General features: G+C 62.8%; 19 protein-coding genes. 6 read left to right on the top strand and 13 right to left on the bottom strand.

Going from position 1 to position 22,636, the window contains the following annotated elements:
* Nucleotides 1-7: 7 nt before the first annotated feature.
* Nucleotides 8-676 carry a TetR family transcriptional regulator gene (locus DBV08_RS11505; RefSeq protein WP_124567507.1) on the bottom strand — a complete coding sequence of 223 codons (669 nt, stop codon included), beginning with the start codon at nt 674-676 and terminating at the stop codon, nt 8-10.
* A gap of 206 nt (nt 677-882) precedes the next feature.
* Between DBV08_RS11505 and DBV08_RS11510 the strand changes: the two genes are divergently transcribed.
* Nucleotides 883-3,219, top strand: coding sequence for an arylsulfatase (locus tag DBV08_RS11510; protein ID WP_124567508.1), 2,337 nt, complete (start codon nt 883-885; stop codon nt 3,217-3,219).
* 73 nt (nt 3,220-3,292) lie between these two features.
* On the opposite strand, the gene DBV08_RS11515 is transcribed toward DBV08_RS11510, so the two are convergent.
* The 4 genes from DBV08_RS11515 to DBV08_RS11530 form a co-directional block, all read right to left on the bottom strand.
* Entirely contained in the window at nt 3,293-4,795 is a 1,503-nt protein-coding gene (locus tag DBV08_RS11515) for a DUF4173 domain-containing protein (protein ID WP_311714786.1), read from the bottom strand.
* Nucleotides 4,796-4,903: 108 nt separating this feature from the next.
* The gene (locus tag DBV08_RS11520; RefSeq protein WP_124567509.1) at nt 4,904-5,899 is read right to left on the bottom strand and encodes a HAMP domain-containing sensor histidine kinase; all 996 of its coding nucleotides are present in this window, start codon (nt 5,897-5,899) and stop codon (nt 4,904-4,906) included.
* Nucleotides 5,896-6,582, bottom strand: coding sequence for a response regulator transcription factor (locus DBV08_RS11525; protein ID WP_095971204.1), 687 nt, complete (start codon nt 6,580-6,582; stop codon nt 5,896-5,898). Before DBV08_RS11525 ends, DBV08_RS11520 begins: the two co-directional genes overlap by 4 nt.
* Before the next feature lie 65 nt (nt 6,583-6,647).
* Nucleotides 6,648-7,181 carry an NlpC/P60 family protein gene (locus DBV08_RS11530; RefSeq protein ID WP_124567510.1) on the bottom strand — a complete coding sequence of 178 codons (534 nt, stop codon included), beginning with the start codon at nt 7,179-7,181 and terminating at the stop codon, nt 6,648-6,650.
* Nucleotides 7,182-7,431: 250 nt separating this feature from the next.
* On the opposite strand from DBV08_RS11530, the gene DBV08_RS11535 reads away from it, so the two are divergent.
* A complete protein-coding gene (locus tag DBV08_RS11535) occupies nt 7,432-8,556 on the top strand; it encodes a serine hydrolase (RefSeq protein WP_124567511.1) in 1,125 nt (374 codons plus the stop codon).
* A 5-nt stretch (nt 8,557-8,561) separates the two neighbouring features.
* On the opposite strand, the gene DBV08_RS11540 is transcribed toward DBV08_RS11535, so the two are convergent.
* Nucleotides 8,562-9,785, bottom strand: a complete 1,224-nt coding sequence (locus DBV08_RS11540; RefSeq protein WP_124567512.1) for an erythromycin esterase family protein — start codon at nt 9,783-9,785, stop codon at nt 8,562-8,564.
* Nucleotides 9,786-9,892: 107 nt separating this feature from the next.
* Here DBV08_RS11540 and DBV08_RS11545 point away from each other — a divergent pair, with 107 nt between their 5' ends.
* Nucleotides 9,893-10,660 carry a MerR family transcriptional regulator gene (locus tag DBV08_RS11545; RefSeq protein WP_260395534.1) on the top strand — a complete coding sequence of 256 codons (768 nt, stop codon included), beginning with the start codon at nt 9,893-9,895 and terminating at the stop codon, nt 10,658-10,660.
* Here DBV08_RS11545 and DBV08_RS11550 read toward each other — a convergent pair.
* Complete coding sequence (locus tag DBV08_RS11550) at nt 10,620-11,267, bottom strand: TetR/AcrR family transcriptional regulator (protein ID WP_095971207.1); 648 nt, start codon at nt 11,265-11,267, stop codon at nt 10,620-10,622. The two genes, DBV08_RS11545 and DBV08_RS11550, sit on opposite strands and share 41 nt — an antisense overlap.
* Nucleotides 11,268-11,347: 80 nt before the next feature.
* On the opposite strand from DBV08_RS11550, the gene DBV08_RS11555 reads away from it, so the two are divergent.
* Nucleotides 11,348-12,886: an MFS transporter gene (locus tag DBV08_RS11555; RefSeq protein ID WP_260395535.1), complete on the top strand. Its 1,539-nt coding sequence runs from the start codon at nt 11,348-11,350 to the stop codon at nt 12,884-12,886.
* Here the strand turns inward: DBV08_RS11555 and DBV08_RS11560 are convergent.
* A complete protein-coding gene (locus DBV08_RS11560) occupies nt 12,789-15,068 on the bottom strand; it encodes an ATP-dependent DNA ligase (RefSeq protein ID WP_124567514.1) in 2,280 nt (759 codons plus the stop codon). The two genes, DBV08_RS11555 and DBV08_RS11560, sit on opposite strands and share 98 nt — an antisense overlap.
* Before the next feature lie 115 nt (nt 15,069-15,183).
* Here DBV08_RS11560 and DBV08_RS11565 point away from each other — a divergent pair, with 115 nt between their 5' ends.
* Nucleotides 15,184-15,405 (top strand): WhiB family transcriptional regulator, encoded by a 222-nt coding sequence (locus tag DBV08_RS11565; RefSeq protein ID WP_260395536.1) that lies wholly within the window; start codon nt 15,184-15,186, stop codon nt 15,403-15,405.
* A 116-nt stretch (nt 15,406-15,521) separates the two neighbouring features.
* Nucleotides 15,522-16,427 carry a transporter substrate-binding domain-containing protein gene (locus tag DBV08_RS11570; protein ID WP_124567515.1) on the top strand — a complete coding sequence of 302 codons (906 nt, stop codon included), beginning with the start codon at nt 15,522-15,524 and terminating at the stop codon, nt 16,425-16,427.
* Between the two features lies 1 nt (nt 16,428).
* Here the strand turns inward: DBV08_RS11570 and DBV08_RS11575 are convergent, their stop codons facing one another.
* The 5 genes from DBV08_RS11575 to DBV08_RS11595 all read right to left on the bottom strand — a co-directional run bounded on the left by DBV08_RS11575 (nt 16,429) and on the right by DBV08_RS11595 (nt 22,630).
* The gene (locus DBV08_RS11575) at nt 16,429-18,084 is read right to left on the bottom strand and encodes a substrate-binding domain-containing protein (RefSeq protein ID WP_124567516.1); all 1,656 of its coding nucleotides are present in this window, start codon (nt 18,082-18,084) and stop codon (nt 16,429-16,431) included.
* Nucleotides 18,085-18,204: 120 nt separating this feature from the next.
* A complete protein-coding gene (locus DBV08_RS11580) occupies nt 18,205-18,636 on the bottom strand; it encodes an SRPBCC family protein (RefSeq protein WP_003939735.1) in 432 nt (143 codons plus the stop codon).
* 73 nt (nt 18,637-18,709) lie between these two features.
* A complete protein-coding gene (locus tag DBV08_RS11585; protein WP_007727752.1) occupies nt 18,710-20,347 on the bottom strand; it encodes a cation acetate symporter in 1,638 nt (545 codons plus the stop codon).
* Complete coding sequence (locus DBV08_RS11590) at nt 20,344-20,706, bottom strand: DUF485 domain-containing protein (RefSeq protein WP_003939976.1); 363 nt, start codon at nt 20,704-20,706, stop codon at nt 20,344-20,346. The genes DBV08_RS11585 and DBV08_RS11590 overlap by 4 nt, the downstream gene beginning before the upstream one ends.
* A 172-nt stretch (nt 20,707-20,878) precedes the next feature.
* Nucleotides 20,879-22,630, bottom strand: a complete 1,752-nt coding sequence (locus tag DBV08_RS11595; protein ID WP_124567517.1) for a cation acetate symporter — start codon at nt 22,628-22,630, stop codon at nt 20,879-20,881.
* Between the last annotated feature and the right edge of the window lie 6 nt (nt 22,631-22,636).

Here is a 22,636-nt window from a genome sequence, read left to right on the forward strand (position 1 = left end):
GAAGGGGTCACACGTCAGTCGACGCGTGCACCCGCTTTGCTCGTGTGCGTTTGTGTGCGCTTTGGGGTGCGATCAGTGCTCCTACCGCGAGATCAACCAGATGATCCACCGTCGTATCGAAATCTGGCTGCACAACCGGGTTTTCGTCTTCGCGGCGCTGCTCGAAGATGGCCAGAGCGGAGACGCTCATGTTGAACGTCAGATCGATCCGTTCAACCGCGACGCGGCGGGGCAGATGCGGCAAGGCCCTCGTCAACCTGCCGACTACCTCGTTGATTCCTTCACTGACCTCACGAAACTCAGCACTCTGTGTATCCACAGACGGTGAAATTCTCGCAATGAAACGCGCGTAGTTGGACCCGTCGACTGTCGCCATGAAATCGGCCAACGGGTACAGAAAGGCTTCGACCAAGGCGCGGACCAAGTCGGTCCGCCCACTGGCGTCGATGTCGTCGAGATATGTCAGTCGTGCTGCATTGATCTGATCCATCCGATGCCGGAATACGGCCAATACCAGACCGTCTCGCCCACCGAAGTGATACTGAACTGCAGAGTTGTTGCGCTGCCCCGCCGCCGTTGCCACGTCCCTCATGGACACTTCGTGAATACCGTGCTCGGCGAACATACGCTCGGCGACGGCGATCATGGCGTTCTTGGCATCCAACGAGGCGGGCATGCACCGACCATATAAGTCACTGCCTTAATTCTGCAACACCCACCCCCTGTGCGCGGTTAGGGAGTGCAGGGACTCCTTAACCGCTCACAGGGGGTGGGTGTCCCAGTCAGCGAGACCGAGGCTGCTAGCGAAGCCGTGACCGTTACGCTCCAATTTAAGACGACTGCTTAATCGACCCGGTTTTGCACACGCCAAGGAGCCTGCTGGTGAATCGCCATTCCATCCCGATCATTCCCGAGACGCCGAACGTCGCGGCCGCCGTGTACTACCCCGATCAGAATCCCCCGTACACCCGCCCGGAACCGCTTCGGCCGCCTGCCGGGGCACCGAACGTGCTGCTGATCATGATCGACGACGTCGGATTCGGCGCACCTTCGGCGTTCGGTGGCCCGTGCCGCACACCCACGGCCGAGCGTTTGGCCGAGACCGGTGTGAAGTACAGCCGATTCCACACCACGGCTCTGTGCTCACCGACGCGTGCCGCCACTCTGACCGGACGCAACCACCACAGCGTCGGCATGGGTGTCATCTCCGAAATGGCGAATGCTGCACCGGGATACAACGGGACGCGTCCAGCTTCCGCGGCGACTGTTGCCCGCGTCCTGCAGGGAAACGGTTATGCGACGGGCGCTTTCGGCAAGATGCACCAGACCCCGACGTGGGAGACCACCGCCGCCGGGCCGTTCGATCGATGGCCGGTCCGTGAGGGCTTCGACAAGTTCTACGGTTTTCTCGGCGCCGAGTCCGACCAGTTCACCCCGGTTCTCTACGAGGACTTCACGATGGTGGACTTACCCAAGACGCCACGGGAGGGCTACCACCTCTCCGAGGATTTGGTCGACCACGCGATCGAATGGGTAGAGGGTGTCAACACGATGGACCCGGACAAGCCGTGGTTCTGCTACCTCCCCTTCGGCGCCTGCCATGCCCCACTACAGGTTCCGGACCGCTACCTGGACAAGTACGTCGGCGAATTCGATCACGGGTGGGATCGTCAACGCGAGATCACCCTCGAAAAGCAGAAGGAACTGGGCGTCGTCGCTCCAGATACCGAGCTGGCCCCGTGGGCTCCGGGACTCCCACACTGGGACGAACTCGACGACGACCAGAAGAAGGTCTCGGCCCGTTTGATGGAGTTGTACGCGGCATTTCTCGAGCACACCGACGACGAGGTAGGCAGGCTCGTCGACCGGTTGCAGGACATGGGCGTCCTCGACAACACGCTGGTGCTCTACATGATGGGTGACAACGGCGCTTCCGCCGAGGGCGGTATGGAGGGCTCGTTCAACTACCTCGCCGGCCTCAACGGTTACAAGAGTGCGACATCCGACGTGCTGGCGCGCTACGACGAATTGGGAACCGAAACCAGCTACCCGCACTATCCGGCGTCGTGGGCTCTGGCTCTCGACACCCCGTACCAGTGGGCCAAGCAGGTCGCGTCTCATTACGGCGGCACCCGTAACGGCCTGATCGCCCACTGGCCCAAGGGGATCGACAAGCCAGGCATCAGAGAGCAGTGGCATCATTGCGTCGACATCACGCCGACAATCCTGGAAGCTGCAGGTATTCCGGCGCCGACCAGCGTCGACGGGGTCACCCAGAAACCGATGGAGGGCGTGGCGATGAACTACACCTTCGCCGAGCCCGAAGCCGAAGAGCGCCACACCACACAGTATTTCGAAATTTTCGGCAACCGCGGAATCTACGATCACGGCTGGACGGCAGTCACGGCGCACCGCGCCCCCTGGCTGATGGCCACTCACGGCCTCGAGCTCACACCGATGAGCGAAGATCGTTGGGAGTTGTACGACACCTCGGTCGACTGGTCGCAGGCCCGCGATCTCGCGGACGAGCATCCCGAGATCCTGGCCCGGCTCAAGGAAAAATTCCTCGTCGAGGCCGCCAAGTATCAGGTACTGCCACTGGACGACAGAACGGTCGGCCGCCACGCCACCGCGGAATCACGACCACCGCATCCGATGATGGGACGCACAACCCTCACTCTGTACCCACACATGAACGGACTGGTCGAGAAGGCTGCGCCGACGTTCTTCAACCGCTCGTACACACTCACCGCGAGTCTGGGTAGCGTCGCCGACGGCATGCTGGTCAGCCTCGGTGGCCGGTTCGGCGGATTCGCTTTGTACATACTCGATTCCGTTCCGGTCTACTGCTACAACTTCAGCGGCGGCGGCCGGACCTTCGTGCGTGGGCGCAACCCGCTGACACCCGATACGCGTGAAGTCTCCGTCCACTTCGAGTACGACGGCGGCGGAATCGGCAAGGGCGGAACCGCCACCCTGAGCGTCGACGGCGAGGTGGTCGCCGAGCGCCGGGTCGAGAAGACCACACGGGCGATCTTCAGCATGAACGAACAGCTCGACGTCGGCATCAATCGGGGCAGTCCGGTGGCGGAGGAGTTCGCCGAGCACGGCACCTTCCGCTACGGCGGCAAACTCAACAGCGTGACCATCGACTTGCGCTCCACGCGCGACGTGGTGTCGGCGCAGGAGAGGGAGAAGATCTCACTCGCCGTGCACTGATCGACCAGGTGACGCTCGCCTATTGTGCAGCCGCGCGCCAAATCGGGCGCGCGGCTGCACAATCGCCCTGCGTCTATCCGACCGTGTACATCTGCAGGCACGGCCCGACCGGGCGAGCGTCCAGGATGTCGCGGGCCTTCTCACGCGCTGCGTTGAACTCCCAGGGCGCAGTGGTGCCCGGCACTCCGAATCGATATCTGCTCAAGGCACATGAACGCTGCGGTTCCGGTAGACGATCCAAGGCAGGCACCGCGTCGATGGAGAGCCCGTGTAAGTAGGAAACGTCGATGCTCTTGCCGCCCTCGAACCGCTCCACGTTCTTTTGCGCGATGTACGCGTCAGGGTTGAACACCGCGAAGGCCAGCAGCGCGACGGCTGAAGTGGCGAGAACGGCTGTGGGCAGCCACTTCCCGGACATCCGGATACCCGCGACGAGCAACAATACGAACACGAATCCCAGAAGTAACTCTGTGGCGAAGACGCTGACCCGGAGCACCGTGAAACCGTACTGATTCTCGTACAACCACATCCGGTGTACTGCGGACGCCACGATCACCAGGCTGAAGAGACACAGTGCACCCAACAGTCCGCGGGCAAGACGCTTCGATCCGGCGTCGCGGCGGTCGATGAACCGCACTGCGACGGCGATGACGAGCAGCGTCAGCACGGTGACCGCCATGAGCTGCCAGAAACCCTCACGCGCGTAGTCCGCATAGGTCAGTCCGTCGGTCACCTGTACGTGCTCGTCTCCCCCGAACAGCGTTTTCGTCTGCACTGCAACAAAACCGAGAAACAGCACGTTGAGCACTCCGAGCGGGACCGCCCACTCCCACATCGGCAACGGCGTCGCCGGTGCAGGCGCAAATGCGTCCACCGTCGGCGTTCTCCGACGCAGATACACCGCAACCAGCGTGCCGAACGCCATCACGACACCGGCGAAGATCCGTGCCCCCGGGTTCGACACCGAGATGGCAGGAGCGAAGCCGCCGAAGATCTTCGCGAACTCCGGATCCGCGCTCACGAACAAAGATCCGAAGATCAGCAGGAGGACAACCGATACTGCGCTGACGACGACAACTCGCACGGCCGGCACCCGCGGAGCAGAGCGGGTCGAAAGTTTGCGACGACGAACGAAGTTGACCGTCCTGTGGGGCGCCCGCCAGGGAGCGACCGTTCCGAGAAGTATTCCGGTCCACGTCCGCCCGCCGATCAGAGTCCACGTGAACAGAACCCACGCGGCTACGACGCAGAGGAACACCAACCACTCTGCACCGCGAACGGCGGCAACGCCCAGTAGTGCGAGCATCCCGATGGCGGCGACCCACTGCGTCACGGTCATCCGCGGCGGCGTCAGAATCCCGAACACGGTCACCACGCCGACACCGACGATCACGTACGCGACACTCACGAACCCTGGATCAAGGATCAGAGCCGCAAGCACCCCTACTGCGGCCGCGCCGACGAGCATCGAGCGGGTGGCCATCGACGTGCGATCGGGACGCCAGAATCGGTTGGGACGCTTGGGTTTCACGGCCGGCATCGGCGCTTTCGGTGGAATGACTATCGGAGCGCTCATGTGATCTCCTATGTTTCTTGTTCAGATTTCAGGGTCGGAAGTACAGACGAATGCCTGATGTAGGCATGCGCCATCGCGAGATCTCTCGATCTCGTCAGAGACTTCGATTCAGTTCTGCGGCAGCACTACTCGAATGCAGCAGCCCGACGGGGCGTCGACGACGGCGATCCTGCCGTCATGCAATTCGACGGCCCACTTCGCGATCGCGAGGCCGAGCCCGGTGCCACCGTCTGTCGATCCGCCTCGTATGAAGCGGTCGAACACTCGCTCGCGGGCTTGTGGTTCGATGCCGGGGCCGTCGTCGTGGACGTCGAGCACCAACTCCCCTGCACTGCCGGTACGTACTCGGATGACCACTTTCGTGTTGACGTTCCCGTGCTGAACTGCGTTGCCCACCAGGTTGGTCACCACCTGATGGAGGCGATCCGGATCGGCTACGACGGACAATTGCGGAGGCTTCACGTCGATCTCGATGTCGCCCGCGCTCACACTCGACAGCTCGCGGAGGAACGGCTCGACCTCGAATCGGCGCCGCTTCAACGGCATCGCGCCACCCTCGAGTTTCGAGAGGTCGAGAAGATCGGCCACCAGCGCGCCCAGTCGTTCCGTCTGCCGCAGCGCCGATTTCATCATCGCCGGATCCGGTTCTTCGACACCGTCGACGACGTTTTCGAGCATGGCTTGCAAAGCGGTGATGGGCGTCCGTAATTCGTGGGAGACGTTGCCGATCAGTTCGCGGCGGTACCGGTCGTCTGCACCGAGGTCCTCGGCCATCCGATTGAACGCATGGGCGAGCTCGCCTACCTCGTCGCGGGAAGTCGCTCGCACTCGCCGCGAGTAGTCACCGCGCGCCATCGCCTTCGCTGCGGCCGTCATCTCGCGAAGCGGTGACGTCATTCCGTGTGCGAGCACCTGCGTAACTCCGAGTGCGACAACCAACGCCGTCAGAAGGGCGAAACGAAACGGTTGTTGCGAGGTCAACCAGAAACCACCCGCGGCGAACAACAGCGCTGCGACAACCAGGAGGCCGACCTTCACTTTGAAAGACCGCATCGGGTCCAGCGGCCGTGGCCATCGTGCGAAAAGCCGGTCGACGACGCTCATCGCGGCACGTCCCAGGCGTACCCGACGCCGTGAACGGTCCGGATCACGGAAGGTCCGAGCTTGCGTCGTAGCGCCTTGACGTGGCTGTCGACGGTCCGACTACCCGCTCCCTCTCCCCAGCCCCAGATTTCCTCGAGCAGCGACTCCCGCGGGATCGCAGCTCGCGGCCGCTCCGCCAGGTAGGCGATGAGATCGAACTCGGTGCGGGTCAGGTGGACTTCTTGGGCATCACGGCGTACTCGACGCTCGGTCAGGTCGATCACGACATCGCCGAACTCGAGGAGGTCGGTCACCGGGCGAGCAGCGTGCTCCGCACGATCAGCGCGCCGAAGCAATGCCTGAACACGGGCGACGAGGACACGCATGCTGAACGGCTTGCTCAGATAATCGTCGGCCCCGACACCGAGACCGATCAGCATGTCGGTTTCGTCGGCACGGGCGGTCAGCATCAGCACCGGCACCGGGCGCACGGACTGAATGCGGCGGCAGACCTCGAGTCCGTCGAATCCCGGCATCATCACGTCGAGCACCACCAGGTCGGCGTCCATCTCCTCGCAGCGGGTCACCGCGCTGGGACCGTCGAACGCCAGCTCGACGTCGTAGCCCTCGGCACGCAGCCTCGCCGCGATGGACTCGCAGATACTGACCTCGTCGTCGACCACGAGCACTCTTCGCTGACTCATGGAACTGACTGTATTCGGCCGTCGTGGATGAACCTGGGAGGACTTGTGAAGGTTCTGTGCAGGTTCTAGAACCTGCGGATGTTGTTGATCGGCAGATCCGCCAGCGGCGTCAGTCCGGTCGGAACACCAACTCCATAGGCGTTGAACACCATTCCGAACCCAGCGTAGATGCCGACATGGGTCGCACCGGGGTAGAAGGTGATGACGTCGCCGGGCGCCAGGGCCCACCGCGGAACCGGCTGTCCGACGTTGGCCTGCTGCTGACTGGTCCGTGGCAGATTCACTCCGGCCTGCCGAAACGCCCACTGCACCAGCCCGGAGCAGTCCCACGAGTTCGGACCGACGCCGCCCCACTGGTAGGGCTTTCCGGTCTGAGTGCTCGCTGCTGCCAGCGCGATCAGGCCTGCCGGACTCGGGATGGGCAGGGCGGCTGATCCACTGCTGATGCTGCCCGCGCTTCCCAGGCTGCCGGAGCTCCCGCTACTGCCGCCACTGCCGAGGCTTCCCGGATCGGCCGAGGCAGGGGCAGCGGAGAACAACAGGACACTTCCGGTCAGCAGAGCCGCGACCGTTCCCGTGCGGAGTGTCGACTTCTTCATGCATCCGTCCTTCGTGGGAGTCGTTTCGGCGCGCGGCAGCGCACCTCGATAGCCGTGAACTGGTAAGACACGTGAAAACAAACACTTCGTTCGGATGTTAACGGCGTGGACGTGGTGTTCGGACAGGAATGATTGATCCGATTTGTCGGTTTTCAACAAACAGGCCTTACGTCCCGGCCTGGCAGAAGATCAGGGAATGATGGGGGATTTCCTGGATCCGATCCAGCGACGAAGTCCATAGATTCGACTCATGCGCTCATACCTGCTCGTCGCCGCGGTCATCATCGGAGCCACCACGGCGCTGATCGGTTGCTCGACGCTCCAGCGCGCAGTGGAGATTCAATCGGATCTCGACGGACTCACCAGGTCGGGTGTCGTCGGGTCGATCGCAACACTCGACGACGGCACCACAACGGCTGTGATGACGAGCGGCGTGCCCAACCGGACCAACGGCGATTCGATCGGCAAGAACGACCGCGTCCGGATCGGTAGTGTGACAAAGACATTCACCGCTTCCCTCGTTCTGCAGTTGGTCGCCGAGGGCAAGATCGGCCTCGACGCACCGATCGAGCAGTACCTCCCGGGCCTACTGCACGGCAGGGGCATCGACGGCAGTGGAATAGACGGCAGCGGCATCGACGGCAGCGCAATCACCGTGCGACAACTGCTACAACATCGCAGCGGCCTTCCCGAATTCGCCGGAGAACCCGGCGCCGACGAATGGATTGCCGCAAACGAGGACCGTACGCTGACGCCGTCCGCCGCGGTCGCCATCGCCCTCGGTAAACCGGCGCAATTCGTCCCCGGAACGTCGTTCGTCTACACCAACACCAACTACATCGTTCTCGGAATGCTCGTCGAATCCGTGACCGGCCGCAGCTACGCCGATGAACTCCAGTCTCGAATACTCGATCCGCTGGACCTGGAAGACACGTACCTCCCGCCGGCCGGCGAGCGCGACATCAGGGGCGACCACCTGACGGGCTATCAAGATCTCGACGGTGGTCTGACCGATGTTTCCCGCACCGAACCGTCGATCCCATGGTCTGCCGGAGCGATGGTCTCGACGGGCACAGACCTGAACGTCTTCTGGCGAGCACTACTCGACGGGCAGGTGGTGCCGGCCGAGCAGCTTGCCGAGATGACCACCCCTCAGGTCGCCGCCACCGAAGCCGAGGGATCCGGGTACGGATTGGGCGTCGGCGCCACCGAACTTCCCTGCGGCGTCACCTATATCGGCCACAGCGGCGGGATCTACGGGTACTACACGCTGTCCGGTGCGACGCCCGATCGTGCGTTCACCGTGACGCTGACGTCGACGCCGAAGGACCAACCGGACACCATCGCGATGCTCTCGCACGCGCTCTGCCCCTGACGCTCTTACCAGTACTGATTACGTTTTCCATCAGTATCCGCGACGAAGATGACCGCGTCGGCTCCGTTCAACGCCGAAGGGGTCAGCGGCAGATGGCCGGGCAGGATGGGTTCGCCCGCAGTAACCGACGTGCCGAGCACCGCGCGCAGGGCCGGAGTCGAGAACAGGGCACGCCGAGTGGTCACTTCGGCCAACGCACCCTGCAGAGTGCCCGGATCACTGTCTGGGTTGGCGTCGGTCGCCACGACTACGTAACGCTCTCCGAGGGCAAGTCCGACGAGTGAACCGGCGCTTCCCCAACTGACCACGTCGCCGTTGACCGGCATGTCGGACTGCACTCGCAAGAGATGGGCATTGTGTGCGAACAGCAGGCCCGGCCCGCGTCGCTGCTCCTGGGCGACGACGGCCAGCAGGTTCTCGGCCATCATCTCGGCACGCAGGCTGAGCAGAGTGCCGATGCGATCAGGAGCGGAACTCGCCATCGCGGCGTGGTATCGCAGAAGACCTACAGCGGTGCGTGCGTGTGCGAGGGCCAGGTCGTACCTGCCCGGGTCGGCGGACCGCAGCACCGGTGCGGCGCGCCGCAGGACGCTGCCGAGGTCGTCCGCAATGATGCGCAGGGCGCGAGCATGATCGGAGTTGCCGATAGACGCAGCCGGATCGAACATCGCCGCCGGGTTGCTCCAGTCGGTGTCCTGCCCGAGCAGAAGGTCGATGTCGTCGAAAGAGTGCGGCCGCATCGCAGCGGGCAGGAAGTCACCTGCCGCAGACAGCGCGCCACGTGGGCTCGGCGCGCCGGAATACTCCACCGGAGCGTCGAAGCCGTAGAAGCGAACTCGGTCAGCCGGAGCGCGACCGTCGTTGTAATCGCGTAGCCATTCGACGAGTTCGCGGTTACCCGGTACCGCCCCGAATCCGTGGCTGAAGCCGGTGGCGAGCACCTTCTCGATGTCCACCTCTCCCCCGTTCACGTAGTCGTCGACGAGCAACGCCGCTAAGGCATCTGTTTCGAGCACGATCGACCGATATCCTCGTTCGACGAGTTGGCCGAGAAGTTCGTTGCGCAGCAAAGGAAATGCCTTGATTCCGTGGGTCGGCTCTCCGAGGGCGAGTAGTGCCGGCCCCGTGGTTCGCGTTGCGAGCAGTTCGTCGACGGCACGACCAAGACTTGCCGCGTCTTCGAGTTGGCGGCCGAACTCACTCAGCGCTGGGGCAGTGGACATGATCATCCCTTTCGAAGGTGGACTGCCTTCGACAGTATCGTTGAAGGTTCGAGTGAAACTTTGACGATAATTACCTGGGGTATACCGTGAAAAGCCTCAATCGGAGGTGATCAGTGCGGCCCATCGACCTTGCCCGTGAACACGGGTTGTCCGCGCAGGCGATCCGCAACTACGACGATGCCGGCGTCCTTCCTTTATCCGAGCGCAGCAACCACGGCTACCGGCGATACACCCCAGTGCACGCACAAGCCCTGCGTACTTTCCTCGCATTGCGCGGCGGTCACGGGCACCGGCGGGCCACGGAAATCATGCGTGCGACCAACCAGGGCGACACCGAGTCCGCCTACCGCCTGATCGACAGTGCGCACGTAACGCTGCTCGCCGAGCGAGGAACTCGCACCGAGGTAGCCACTGCGCTGGGGACTCTGTCCACCACAGCACCGGCACAGGTACACGGTCCAGCGCTGACGGTGGGTGAGCTCGCGCGCCGTCTCGGCGTTCATCCGGCGACACTGCGCACATGGGAAGAGCACGGCATCCTGCGTCCCGAACGCGAACAGGCAACGGGTTATCGCGAATACGGTCCCGAGTGTGTGCGCGACGCCGAGATCGCACGGCAACTGCGGCGCGGCGGCTACCGACTGTCGCAAGTCGCCCAGTTTCTCGACTCGCTGCGCGAGGCAGGCGGAGCGGACGCGTTGGCAGCGTTCCTCGACTCCTGGCAAGACCGGCTGACCACACGCAGCCGCAACATTCTCGCCGGCGCGGCCCAACTCGATGCCTATCTCACGATGCTGGATCAGACCTGGCTGCGTCGTCGATCACCGAACGATCAAGAAGTCAGTTCACAAGCCGCGCAAGGCTCCTCACCATCTCGCTGACGGTGTCCGTCGACGGCCACGGAAACTCTGGGAGATCCGCACGCAACATCACCTGTCCGTGGAGCGAGGTCCAGATCGACACCGCATCGACGAAAGTATCTGTGCTGGTCGATTTCCCAGCATCGACACACGCGTCGAGATTGGTCACCAGCGTGTTGAATGCGGCCAATCCTCGCGTATCCGATTGTGGCGACTGACCTTTCGGCCGCGACCACCCGAACAAGACCCGATACCGAGCAGGCTCTGAGATGCCGAACTCGACGTATGCCGAGCAACCAGCATACAAACCCTCGACAGGGTCGGCGTGCGCGGCAACGGCGTCGGCCACGGCGAGATGCAACTGCTCCAGCGATTCGGAGACCACCGCTTCGACAATGGCGTCGCGATCGGAAAAGTGTCCGTAGATAGATGGTGCGGATATCCCGACCTCGCGAGCGACCGACCGAAGCGTCACCGCTTGATCCGATCCGGTGCGGGCGATGAGCGTCGCCGCTGCGGCGACAATCTCTCCACGGAGCCGTGTGCCGCTTCCTCTTGGATTTCGGGCGCGAGTACTCCGAGAACCATTCGTCCCAGTTTCATCGGCATCCTCGGAAACATCACTCACCCGACAAACTTTACACATGTAAGGCGACGGGGTACGTTCTCATCACTAAACATCCGTAAGGTTACATTCGTAAGGACATCATGAATTCTCTCCACCTCACTGACCGGCGACGATGGGCGGCGCTGGGCGCCCTCTGCACTTCCCTCGTCGTAGTCACGATCGACAACACCATCCTCAACACCGCCATCCCGACCCTTGCCCGCGAACTGCCGGCGACCACCGTCGACCTGCAATGGATCAACAACGCATACACATTGGCGTTCGCCGCCTTGCTCATCACGGCAGGTGGACTCGGCGCGAGATTCGGTCACCGTCGGATACTTCTGACCGGCCTCACCTTGTTCACCCTCGGGTCAGCCTTCGCAGCCCTCTCGCAGACGTCGTTGCAGCTGATCGGCTGGCGAACAGTGATGGGGGCAGCCGCCGCACTGGTCATGCCGGCCACGCTGTCACTTGTCGTCTCGATGTTCGTTCCGCACGAGAGAGGCCGGGCGATAGGCATCTGGTCTGCAACCGCCGGACTCGGAATCGCGATCGGCCCTGTAGCCGGTGGCGTACTACTCGAACATTTCAGTTGGGGAAGCGTCTTCTGGATCAACGTCCCATTGGTCGCCGTTGTGATAGCCGCGACGGTTTCTCTTGTGCCCTCAGTTGAAGGAATGGGAAAGGGTTCCTTCGACATCCCCGGACTCCTGTTGTCCGCCGGCGGATTGGCTTTGATCGTGGATGCCCTCACTCAAGCAAGCCTTCGCGGATGGTCTTCGCCCATCACGCTGCTGGAGATCGTCAGCGCAACAGCACTTCTCGCCGGATTCGTCTGGTGGGAGCTGCGGGCCCCGGCGCCGATGACAGATGTGCGCATCTTCACCAGCCGAGTGTTCAGCATCTCCAATGCCATCTTGGCGGCCACGTTCTTCGCCTTGTTCGGAGTTCTCTTCACGTACACGCAATACCTTCAATTCGTTCGCGGGTACGGTCCATTGATTGCCGGCGTCGGTGCAGTTCCGTTTGCACTGGTGATGGCAGCTGTAGCGTCGAGCAGCGATCGTGTGGTCGGCCGACTCGGGGTGCACAGTTCGATCGCGGGCGGCCTCACGCTCATGTCCGTGGGACTGTTGGTCTTGTCGATCGCCGCAGGTAGGTACGCACCGTTCGGGATCCTCGCTGCGATCATGGCACTGGTCGGCGCCGGGATGGGGCTGGTCATGGCTCCAGCCACAACTGCATCCATGTCGTCGGTTGCGCCTCAACAGGCTCCGATGGCAAGTTCGATCAACAGTGTCGTACGGGAATTGGGTGGAGTTCTGGGCGTCGCCGTCGTCGGGACGGTCGTAGCAACGGTTTTCCGGTCCCGTTTCGAACCAGGAGTCGGCACTTCCACAGTCGATCTGGCGCAGATCCACGCCGACGCTCCCACGGTGAGCGCTGTGGCCGACGCAGCGAACCAGGCTTACAGCTCGGCGATGTGCATCGGAATCCAGATCTGTGCCGCAGTCGCGTTCCTCGGTGCGTTGACCATCATTACGTTGTTTCCCGCACCACGTCGCCTGGCTTCTTGTCCTCCCGCAGACCCCGCCAACTCGGATGGCGAAGGCGTCCGGTCGCCGTCCAATCCATGAACCGCACCTCACCGACGAGTTCAGGCCTCACCCAGACCGCCCCCTTTCGGTCATCTGCTGGAAGTTCCTCCTCGAACGGACTTTCCTTCTGACGCAACGGTTCCAGCACCGCAAGCAGTGACTCCAAATCACGATCACTGAATCCGGTACCGACGCGGCCCACGTAGGTCAACCCGTCCTCACCCGGAATTCCCATGAGCAGCGCCCCGATCCCCTGCGCTCGATTGCCCTGTCCGGTGCGCCACCCACCGATCACCACCTCTTGAGTGCGCCAGTTCTTCACCTTGATCCAACTCGACCCACGCCGTCCCGGAAGGTAGACCGATGCACGACGTTTGGCGACGATCCCTTCCCACCCGGCATCGGTACTCACCTCCAACGCGTTCTCCGCCGTACCCTCGATCTGTGGGGGCACCTCGAGCTCACCGACCTTGCCCGCCAACGCATTCAACACGGTGCGGCGATCCGAATAGGATTTCCGCAGCAAAGACACTCCGTCGAGGTACAGAAGATCGAAGGCCAGGAATACCGGTTCCCCACCTCGTTGGAGGAGGCCGAAATCTGTAACTCCCGCGTCGTTGTACGCCACCACTTCACCGTCGAGAATCACGTCATGACCGTCCAGCACCTCGGCCAACCCGGCAAGGGCTGGATAGTCCCCGGTCTTGTCGTTACCCGCGCGACTGCGAAGCGACATTGCGCCCGAATGATATTCGAGGATCACTCGAATCCCGTCCCACTTGCCTTCGAAGGCCCACTCCTGCGGGTCGAGACCTTCGAGCGTTCCAGCGGTGGCAAGCATCGGCTCGAGATTCTTGGGAAACTCAGTTCCGAAACTCGCGTTCTGATCCTTCATCAGATGCATCAGCCACTGGTCGCCCTTTGTCCGGATCAGCGCGAATCGTCCCTGCACCCGTTCGCCGCTGAGGCGCACAATCACTTCGTCTTCACGCCACTTCTCGGTCTCGTACGTCCCGGAATCCCAGATCGTCATCGAACCGCCGCCGTACTCCCCCTTCGGAATCGTGCCCGAGAACGTGGCGTATTCGAGCGGGTGATCCTCGGTGTGCACGGCCAACCGATTCTCTCCGGCACTGGTCGGCACGCCCTTCGGAACAGCCCAGGACACGAGCACACCGTCCCGCTCGAGGCGAACGTCGTAATGCAATCTTCTGGCGTGATGTTCCTGGATCACAAAGGTATTGCCCGCGCTCTCCTTGGTCACCGCAGCAGGGATCGGCTCCGGTGTCCGGTCGGCCGACCGCTTGTTGCGATAGTGAGTCAACGTGTCGGCTACAGCCGCCGAGACCGGCGGATCCAGATCGCTCAGCAGATCACCGTCGGATTCGACGCGCTCCAGAACCTCGTCGAACAACAGATGCCGTAGTTTCGGATCGTCGAGTTCATCCCAACTGCGCGGCGCGGCAACATAGGGTTGATCGCGACCGCGCATCGAATACGGCGCAATGGTTGTCTTGGCTGCGTTGTTCTGACTCCAGTCCACGAAAATCTTGCCTGCCCGGACATTTCGAGCCATCGTCGCGGTGACGAGATCCGGGTGAAGCTTCTCGAGCCCGGTGGCGATCTGCTTGGCGACAGTCGACGCACCACTGCCGTCCAAGGCTCGATCCAGTGGAACGTAGAGGTGAATTCCCTTGCTACCACTGGTTACCGGATAGGCAGTCCACCCCAGAGTTGCGACCAGATCGCGAATCAACCTCGCCACCTCGGCGCACTGGGTCAACCCGACGCCTTCGCCCGGGTCGAGGTCGAATACCAGTCGTGTCGCCGGACCACGCTCGGAACCGTCGAATCGCCATTGGGGAACGTGCAATTCGAGTGCGGCCTGCTGACCCAGCCACGCCAGGGATGCAACGGAATCGAAGATCGGGTAGGTGACGACACGATCAGAATGTTGCAGCGACGCACGCGTGAGCCACTGCGGGGCAGACGATGCAAGGTTCTTCTCGAAGAAGGACTGACCGTCCACACCGTTGGGCCAACGCTTACGAGTGCCCGGCCTACCGACTACATGCGGAAGCATGACTGCGGCGATACGGGTGTAGTAGTCGATGACTTCGGCCTTCGTGGTGCCGCTCTCGGGGTAAAGGATCTTGCCCAGATTGGTCACGGACACGGTTGTGCCGTCGAGTGTGATCTGACCCCGATCCGTCGTTGCCATTTTCTCATTGTGCTGGATAGCGCTGTGTCTGGCAGTAGAAATCTGACGGATCGGAAACCTGCCGCTGCACCAGGCCACGGGCAAGACTGGTTTCTCGATGGGAGAGGAGACCACGATGACAGTTCGCAGTTCCGTGGAGCCGTTGGTCGACAACAATTGGCGGATGTTCGCCACCTGTAAAACAGTGGACCCGGCGGTGTTCTATTCGCCGGGTGAAGAACGCGGACGCAATCGGGCTGCACGGGAAAGTTCGGCGAAGCAGGTGTGCTTCCGCTGCCCGGTCATTCGAGACTGCCTGACCTTTGCACTCGACACCGCTGAACCACACGGAGTATAGGGTGGGACGACACCGTCGGAGCGCCTTGCACTACGACGCTCAGCTGCGTGAACTCCGCTCATACGAGACCCCCGTCACGTCGATACCGGACAAACAGGCAAGATGGCCTTGTGCCTATGACACGACGCGCAGTTGCCGTGACCGCGATCTTCGCTTCCTCGATCTTGTTGGGCTCATGTTCGCCGCAGCGGGAGGCCCCTGCGGCAGCAGACACCACCACCACGGTTCCCGAGGCGTTCACCAAACTGCCCTCGACCACCGCCGTGGACAAGTGCGGACCCCAGAGCGGGACCACCCTCGAGGACGGTTTCTTGACCATCGCCACCGATTCACCGGCGTACGCGCCGTGGTTCGTCGACAACACTCCGTCGAATGGCAAGGGCTTCGAAGGTGCGGTGGCCCGGGCCGTCGTCGACAAGCTCGGATACAACACCGACCAGGTTCGCTTCACCACGGTCGCCTTCAACGACGCACTGAAACCTGGCCCCAAGGATTTCGACTTCGACGTCAATCAATTCACGATTTCCGAAGATCGCCGCGCGAACGTCGACTTCAGCTCGCCGTATTACGCAGTCGCGCAGTCGGTGATCGCCTCTGACGGAAGCAAAGCAGCCGGTGCAAAGAATCTTGCGGATCTCGCCGGCTACCGCTTGGGCGCTCAAACCGGTTCCACCAGCCTCGCGGCAATCACCGACACGATTGTTCCGACCACTGCGCCCCGCGAGTTCGCGACCACGGACGACGCGAAAGCTGCGCTGGCCGCGGGCGAGATCGACGCACTGGTCGTCGACATTCCGACCGGATTCCACATCACCGAGAACGAACTGCCCGGGTCGGTCATCGTGGGTCAGTTTCCGCGCCCCAACGCGGTCACCGAATTCTTCGGGTTGGTGCTGGAGAAGAACAGTCCACTGACCGCGTGCGTCTCTGCCGCCGTGGATGCGCTCTACGCCGACGGCACCCTCGAGAAGCTCGCTACCGAATGGATCACGGACAGCGCCGACGCACCCGTTCTCGAGTAGCTCAGCCGGCGCGCCCACTGATCGCGCCGACGAAGACCTTCGGGATGTCTGCCGGTGCCGGAGCGAAGTGACTGTTACCGCCGGTGAGAGCCGAAATCTGCTCGAGCACATCGGTATCGGCGTCATCGGTGACACCGATGGTGATGATCGGTACCGGCCGCGCCGGGTCCTGCTCGCGAGTCAGGGTGTCGAGAAGTTCCTGCAGCGAGATACCCGACGGGTCGTCGTTCGCACCGTCGGTAAGCAGAATCACCGAATTGATCGAGGCCGGATCGTAGGACTGTTGCATGGACCGATACGCGGCGAGAACGCTGTCGTACAAACCTGTTCCGCCGCCGACGATCGAAGAGAGATCGTCGATCCGAGACAGGAGTTTGTTCCGATGATCCGTGTCGCCTTCAGTTGCATCCATCCGGGCGACGGGTTCGAGTTCGCGGTAGTCCGTCCCCTCACCGAGATCTACGGAAAATGCCCAGAGACCCAATTGTGCGTTGGCAGGAAACATTCGGATCGCGATGTCACCGGCCTGCGCCGTCGCGGCCATTCGAGTGACCCCGTCCTGCATGTAGTCCATGGACCCCGAGACGTCGACAACTGCCAACGCACGGGAAGGCCTGGACAGAATCTCGTACCGCGCAAGCGCTTTGGTGACCACAGTCGGATCGGACGGCACCAGTGACACGACCTTTCCCACTCCACCGGCGACCGGTGGGGCCTGATCCGCGCCGCGGAACCCGAGGCCGGCAAGTACCGAGCGCCCGGTGTCCGATGTCAGCGCTGCCGCCAGCAGTTTGCCGGCGCCGTCCGCCGCTGACGAGGCTGCACCCACACGTGCCATCGGGTAGTCCATGAAGACCGAACCGGACGACGGTACCGACGCGGTGAGTCGACTGTCCGCATGTGCGGCGAGATAGGCCTCGAAGGTCTGCTCGGTAGTCACCGCGGTCCCGCCGTCCGCGTCCACGGTTTGGATGCGTCCGGTCGAACCGGTTTCCTTCAGATTTCCGTACTGCGCTTGCGCCACCGGGACCAAGGCTGCCGATATGGACGTGAGGTCCCCGCCCCGCGACTGGGTCTCGGCAAAGGCTGCCACGATCGGTGCGCTGGAGACGGCACTGGTCAGGGGATCGCCGATGTGCAGTGCTGGAGCGCCGAGGACGTCCGTCCATGCGCCGGGTGCCTCGGTGCCTGGCGCCGAGACGGCGACAACCGGGGTGGACGCGACCGAGTTGCTGATCCGGCGAACCTCCTGCCCGCTTGCGGAAACCTTGTCCAGCCATTCGCCCGAATCAGGTATCCACAGGGCGGGCGCCGTACCGTCGGCGATCGCCGCGACAGTGAGCACGGGATCTTGCGGCGTCACGCTGAGCGAGATGCACCCGAGTTCCGTAGCGGGGATGGCAGCGGCGACAGCTTCGAGTCCCGAGGCGATCGACGGATCGGCCGCCACGGTCACGGTTTCAGGGTTGTCACAATTGGTTGCCGTAGCAGCTGCAGCGGCGCCCGCACCGAGTTCTCCCTTGTCGCTGACGCTTTTGAACGTCACGGCGAATGCCGCGGTTCCACCGACTGCAACTACCGCCAAGAGTCCGATCAGAACCTGCACGGATCGAGGCATGGACGCAGGTGGTGCGCCGTACCCATGACGAGACGACATTGATCGAATCCTTTCCGGCGGGACCCGCACCAATAACCAACCGATGCCCGGTTTATCCCGCCGAAAAGAATCCTAACCCATGTTAGCGGTGAAGTAGCTCAATGTGTAGATCTCGACAAACTAGGTGTAGATCTGGACAAACTGGGCCAGTGACTTCTCCACATCGCCCTTGAGCGCCCGCGCCACGCTCGAACCGATCGGGCCGAACAACGGAGCGCCGCCCAACTCGACTGTCAGCGCGAGTTCCGACCCGTCGCCCTTTGCCTTCACGTCGAGTTCGAGACCGAGCTTGACCCCACCCTTGCCGTCTCCCTTGAGCGAGATCGCCTTCGGGACGTCGTACTTCTTGATGGTCCACCGAACGCGGTTGCGCAGGCCCTTCACGGTCACGACCGAGCTGATCTCGGTGCCCACACCCAACTGCTCGGGAAGTTCACTGCGCCATCCGTCGTGAACCACGAGCCAGTTCTCGTATCCACTGAGATCGGACGCCTTGTCCCACACTTCTTGGGGAGGAAGCGGAACATCGATTTTCACTGTGAGCTTTGCCATGGCAGAACAATAAGCCCCGTGCGCCTTTTCCGTAACCGGAGGTACCAGAAAGACGCACGGGGCTTTGCCCGTACTAGTGGCTGACAGCCTTTTCGACGCCGACGCCGGTGAGGGAGCGAACTTCCATCTCCGCCTGCTTTGCCGGATCTTCGATCTTGTTGCGTCCGATGTACGTACCGACGATGCCGAGGACGAATGCCAGCGGGATCGAGACGATGCCGGGGTTCGAGAGCGGGAACCAGGCGAAGTCGGAGTTCGGGAACATCGACGACGGCTTACCCGAGACTGCCGGGGAGAACACGATCAGCGTCAAGCAGCTGATCAATCCGCCGTAGATGCTGAACAGCGCTCCGGTGGTGTTGAACTTCTTCCAGAACAGCGAGTACAGCAGGGTGGGCAGGTTCGCCGAGGCCGCCACGGCGAAGGCGAGAGCCACCAGGAAGGCGATGTTCTGTCCCATCGCCATGATGCCGAGAACGATGGAGACGAGTCCGATGACCACGACGGTGATTCGAGAAACTCGCACCTGCTGCTCCTCGGTTGCGTTGCCGCGCTTGATGACACTGGCGTAGATGTCGTGAGCGAACGACGCCGAAGCAGTGATCGCGAGGCCGGCCACGACGGCGAGGATGGTCGCGAACGCCACCGCCGAGATGATGCCCAGGAAGATGGTGCCACCGAGTTCGAAGGCGAGCAGCGGGGCCGCCGCGTTCTCCTTACCTGGTGCTGCCAAGATCTTGTCCGGTCCGACCATGCTGGCCGCGCCGTAGCCGAGAACCAGCGTGAACAGGTAGAAGGCACCGATCAGCGCGATCGCCCAGGTCACCGAGCGGCGAGCTTCCTTGGCGGTGGGTACCGTGTAGAAGCGCATCAGCACGTGTGGCAGGCCGGCGGTGCCGAGCACCAAAGCGATTCCGAGAGAGATGAAGTCGAGCTTGGTCATGCCGGAGAGTCCGTACTTCGCACCCGGCCCGAGGATGTCGCGTCCCTGCACACCCTTGGTGGTGGAACTGTTGACCATGTCCTGCGCATTGGCCAGCAACTGGGAGAAGTTGCCGCGTACTGCCCACAGAACGAGCACGAACATGATTCCGGCTCCGGCAACCAGCAGAACCGCCTTGACCATCTGCACGTAGGTGGTGCCCTTCATACCGCCGACCAAGACGTACACGATCATCAGCACACCCACGATCGCGACCACGATCGACTGTCCCACCTTGCCGTCGATGTTGAGCAGCAGCGCGACCAGCCCGCCGGCGCCGGCCATCTGAGCAAGAAGATAGAAGAGGGAAACGGCAAGCGTGGACAGGGCTGCAGCCATGCGCACCGGACGCTGCTTGAGCCTGAAGCTCAGCACGTCGGCCATCGTGAATCTGCCGGTGTTCCTGAGCAATTCGGCCACCAGAAGCAGCGCAACCAACCAGGCGACAAGGAATCCGATGGAGTACAGGAAACCGTCGTAGCCGTACACGGCGATCGCACCTGCGATACCGAGGAACGATGCCGCCGAGAGGTAGTCGCCGGCGATGGCGAACCCGTTCTGCGGGCCGGTGAACTGCCCACCGCCGGTGTAGAAGTCGGACGCCTTCTTGGTGGTCCGGCTGGCGCGGATGACCAGCGTCATGGTCACGACGACAAACGCGAGGAAGATCGCGATGTTGAAGGCGGGGTTTCCTACGTCCGTTCCGGACGCGGCGAGTGTGGTGATCACTGTGCGGGACCTTCCAGTTCTTCACGGATGGCAGCGGAGCGGGGATCGAGCTCACGCCCGGCGAACTTCACGTACCACGCGGTGATGGCGAAGGTCGTGACGAATTGCCCGAGGCCGAGGATGATGCCGAGATTGATGTTGCCGAGGACCTTGGTGGCCATGAAGTCGTGGGCATAGGTAGCCAGGACGACGTACACCGCATACCAGAGCAGGAAGAATGCAGTGATGGGGAAAACGAACTTGCGCAGACGCGTTCGGAGCTCCTGGAATTCGGGACTCGCTTGCATGTCTATGAATGCCTGGGCATCCGGGGTGCGTCGCTCTTGCGGCGACCCCTCACTGATTTCTGCTGTGGACACTGCCGGCTCCTCGCCTCGCGTGTGAAGTGAACTACGCACAGACGTTAGTGAGATCGGAGTCACATGAAGATGCTGTGGTGCCAGTCACACGCTGAGCAGTCGCGCGCTGCGCCGAACGGTCAGGCAGGCGCGACCAACGGCAGAGACTTCGGGCGACTTCAGGCGGTGACTGTCAGGGTTGGCGGAGATCGTCTTCGCGATCGGAGCCCATTCCGAGCCGTTCCGGGGCGTGCATCCGCGTGAAGATTCGCGCAATATCTGCCGGTACCTGCTTCGACGACGCCTTGCTGACGACGATCATCGTGAGGAACGCCAGCGGCACGCTCACCGCGGCCGGGAACGCGAAAATGGCCGCCGGCCAGCCACCGAGGACGCTCTCCGACAAGCCCCCCAGGACCGCGACAGTCGCAGCGGTTCCCGCGACGAACCCGCCTACCACCATCCCCGCCCCAGCGCCGACAGCAGTCAGACCGCGCCACCAGATGCCCAACACGAGCAGTGGGCAGAGCGTCGACGCGGCAACCGCGAACACCAACCCGACGGTTCGCGAGAGGTCGACCGACACCACCGCCAGCGACAGTACGAGCGGGACGACACCGGCCAGGAGTGCGGCAATGCGGAAGTCTCGGACTCGCCCGCGGAGAACATCGGTACTGACGACACCCGCGATGCTCACGAGCAATCCGGACGACGTCGACAGGAAGGCCGCAATGGCACCGGACGCCACGAGGGCTGCCAGCAACTGTCCGCCCCACCCCGAGAACACCGAGCCCGGCAGCAGCAGCACCGCGGCATCGGAGGTGCCCGTGATCAGAAGTTGCGGAACGTAGAGGCGAGCGAAGACACCGAGGAGTGTCGGGAACAGGTAGAAGACGCTGACCAGAGCGACAACGGCGAGCGAGGTCAGACGGGCGGCCCGTCCGTCGGGGTTGGTGTAGAACCGGACGAGGACGTGCGGCAGGCCGAGCGTTCCGAGGAAGGTGGCGAGCATCAGCGAGTACACCTGATACATCGGATGGGGCCCGCCGAACCCCCAACCCGGAGTGATCCAGTCCGAGTTCTGCGCAGGCGCTCCGGCGACGACGGGGACCGCCGCTCCCGCGTCGAGAACCATCGACATGCCTTCACCGAGGGTGTGCTCCCCCGGACCCAGCGTGACGGTACCTTCTACTGCTTGCCCGTCGACTGTGCCGCCGCTGACCGTCACCGGCTCGGACACCTGGACGACGACGTCGGTGGTGATATCGACGGTCGTCGCAGTGGTGACCGTCGGCGGCATCGACGCGCCGACGTCGTGGTGATCGCCGAAGAAATAGAAGGTCAGTGCCACAGCGGGAATCGCGACGGCAGTCAGTTTCAGCCAGTACTGGAAGGCCTGGACGAAGGTGATCGAGCGCATCCCACCGCCGACGACGTTGGCGATGACGATGACTCCGACCGCAACGCCCCCGATCCAGCTGGGAACACCGAGCAGGATGTTGAGCGTCAGCCCCGCGCCTTGGAACTGCGGAATCAGATACAGGATGCACACCATCGCGACCACGAGCATCGCGAGCTTGCGCAATCGCGGTGAGCCGAGACGGAATTCGGCGAAATCGGGGACGGTGTAAGCGCCGGAACGTCGAAGCGGCGCCGCGACGAAAAGCAACAGTGCGAGGTATCCGGCGGTGAATCCGATGGGATACCAGAGAGCGTCTGCCCCGTATTTCGCGACCAGTCCGGCGACACCGAGAAACGAAGCAGCAGAGAGATACTCGCCGGAGATGGCCGTCGCATTCCACCGCGCGCTGACGGTTCTGGACGCGACGAGAAAGTCGGAGGTGGTACGAGCCAGCCGAACTCCGTAGATACCGATCGCCACTGTCGCCACAGCCGCCGCCACGATGCCGAGCACCGTCAACACCGGGATTGGTTGTCCGCCCACAGCGCC

Source organism: Rhodococcus sp. KBW08 (assembly GCF_003852455.1).
Classification (GTDB): Bacteria; Actinomycetota; Actinomycetes; order Mycobacteriales; family Mycobacteriaceae; genus Rhodococcus_F; species Rhodococcus_F baikonurensis.

Excerpts from the sequence above, each read along its gene's own strand:
- DBV08_RS11570 (WP_124567515.1), top strand. The coding sequence starts at position 15,522 with ATGACACGACGCGCAGTTGCCGTGACCGCGATCTTCGCTTCCTCGATC.
- DBV08_RS11540 (WP_124567512.1), bottom strand. The coding sequence starts at position 9,785 with ATGATCATGTCCACTGCCCCAGCGCTGAGTGAGTTCGGCCGCCAACTC.
- DBV08_RS11575 (WP_124567516.1), bottom strand. The coding sequence starts at position 18,084 with ATGTCGTCTCGTCATGGGTACGGCGCACCACCTGCGTCCATGCCTCGA.
- DBV08_RS11535 (WP_124567511.1), top strand. The coding sequence starts at position 7,432 with ATGCGCTCATACCTGCTCGTCGCCGCGGTCATCATCGGAGCCACCACG.
- DBV08_RS11555 (WP_260395535.1), top strand. The coding sequence starts at position 11,348 with ATGAATTCTCTCCACCTCACTGACCGGCGACGATGGGCGGCGCTGGGC.
- DBV08_RS11525 (WP_095971204.1), bottom strand. The coding sequence starts at position 6,582 with ATGAGTCAGCGAAGAGTGCTCGTGGTCGACGACGAGGTCAGTATCTGC.
- DBV08_RS11515 (WP_311714786.1), bottom strand. The coding sequence starts at position 4,795 with ATGAGCGCTCCGATAGTCATTCCACCGAAAGCGCCGATGCCGGCCGTG.
- DBV08_RS11530 (WP_124567510.1), bottom strand. The coding sequence starts at position 7,181 with ATGAAGAAGTCGACACTCCGCACGGGAACGGTCGCGGCTCTGCTGACC.
- DBV08_RS11565 (WP_260395536.1), top strand. The coding sequence starts at position 15,184 with ATGACAGTTCGCAGTTCCGTGGAGCCGTTGGTCGACAACAATTGGCGG.
- DBV08_RS11580 (WP_003939735.1), bottom strand. The coding sequence starts at position 18,636 with ATGGCAAAGCTCACAGTGAAAATCGATGTTCCGCTTCCTCCCCAAGAA.
- DBV08_RS11560 (WP_124567514.1), bottom strand. The coding sequence starts at position 15,068 with ATGGCAACGACGGATCGGGGTCAGATCACACTCGACGGCACAACCGTG.
- DBV08_RS11520 (WP_124567509.1), bottom strand. The coding sequence starts at position 5,899 with ATGAGCGTCGTCGACCGGCTTTTCGCACGATGGCCACGGCCGCTGGAC.
- DBV08_RS11505 (WP_124567507.1), bottom strand. The coding sequence starts at position 676 with ATGCCCGCCTCGTTGGATGCCAAGAACGCCATGATCGCCGTCGCCGAG.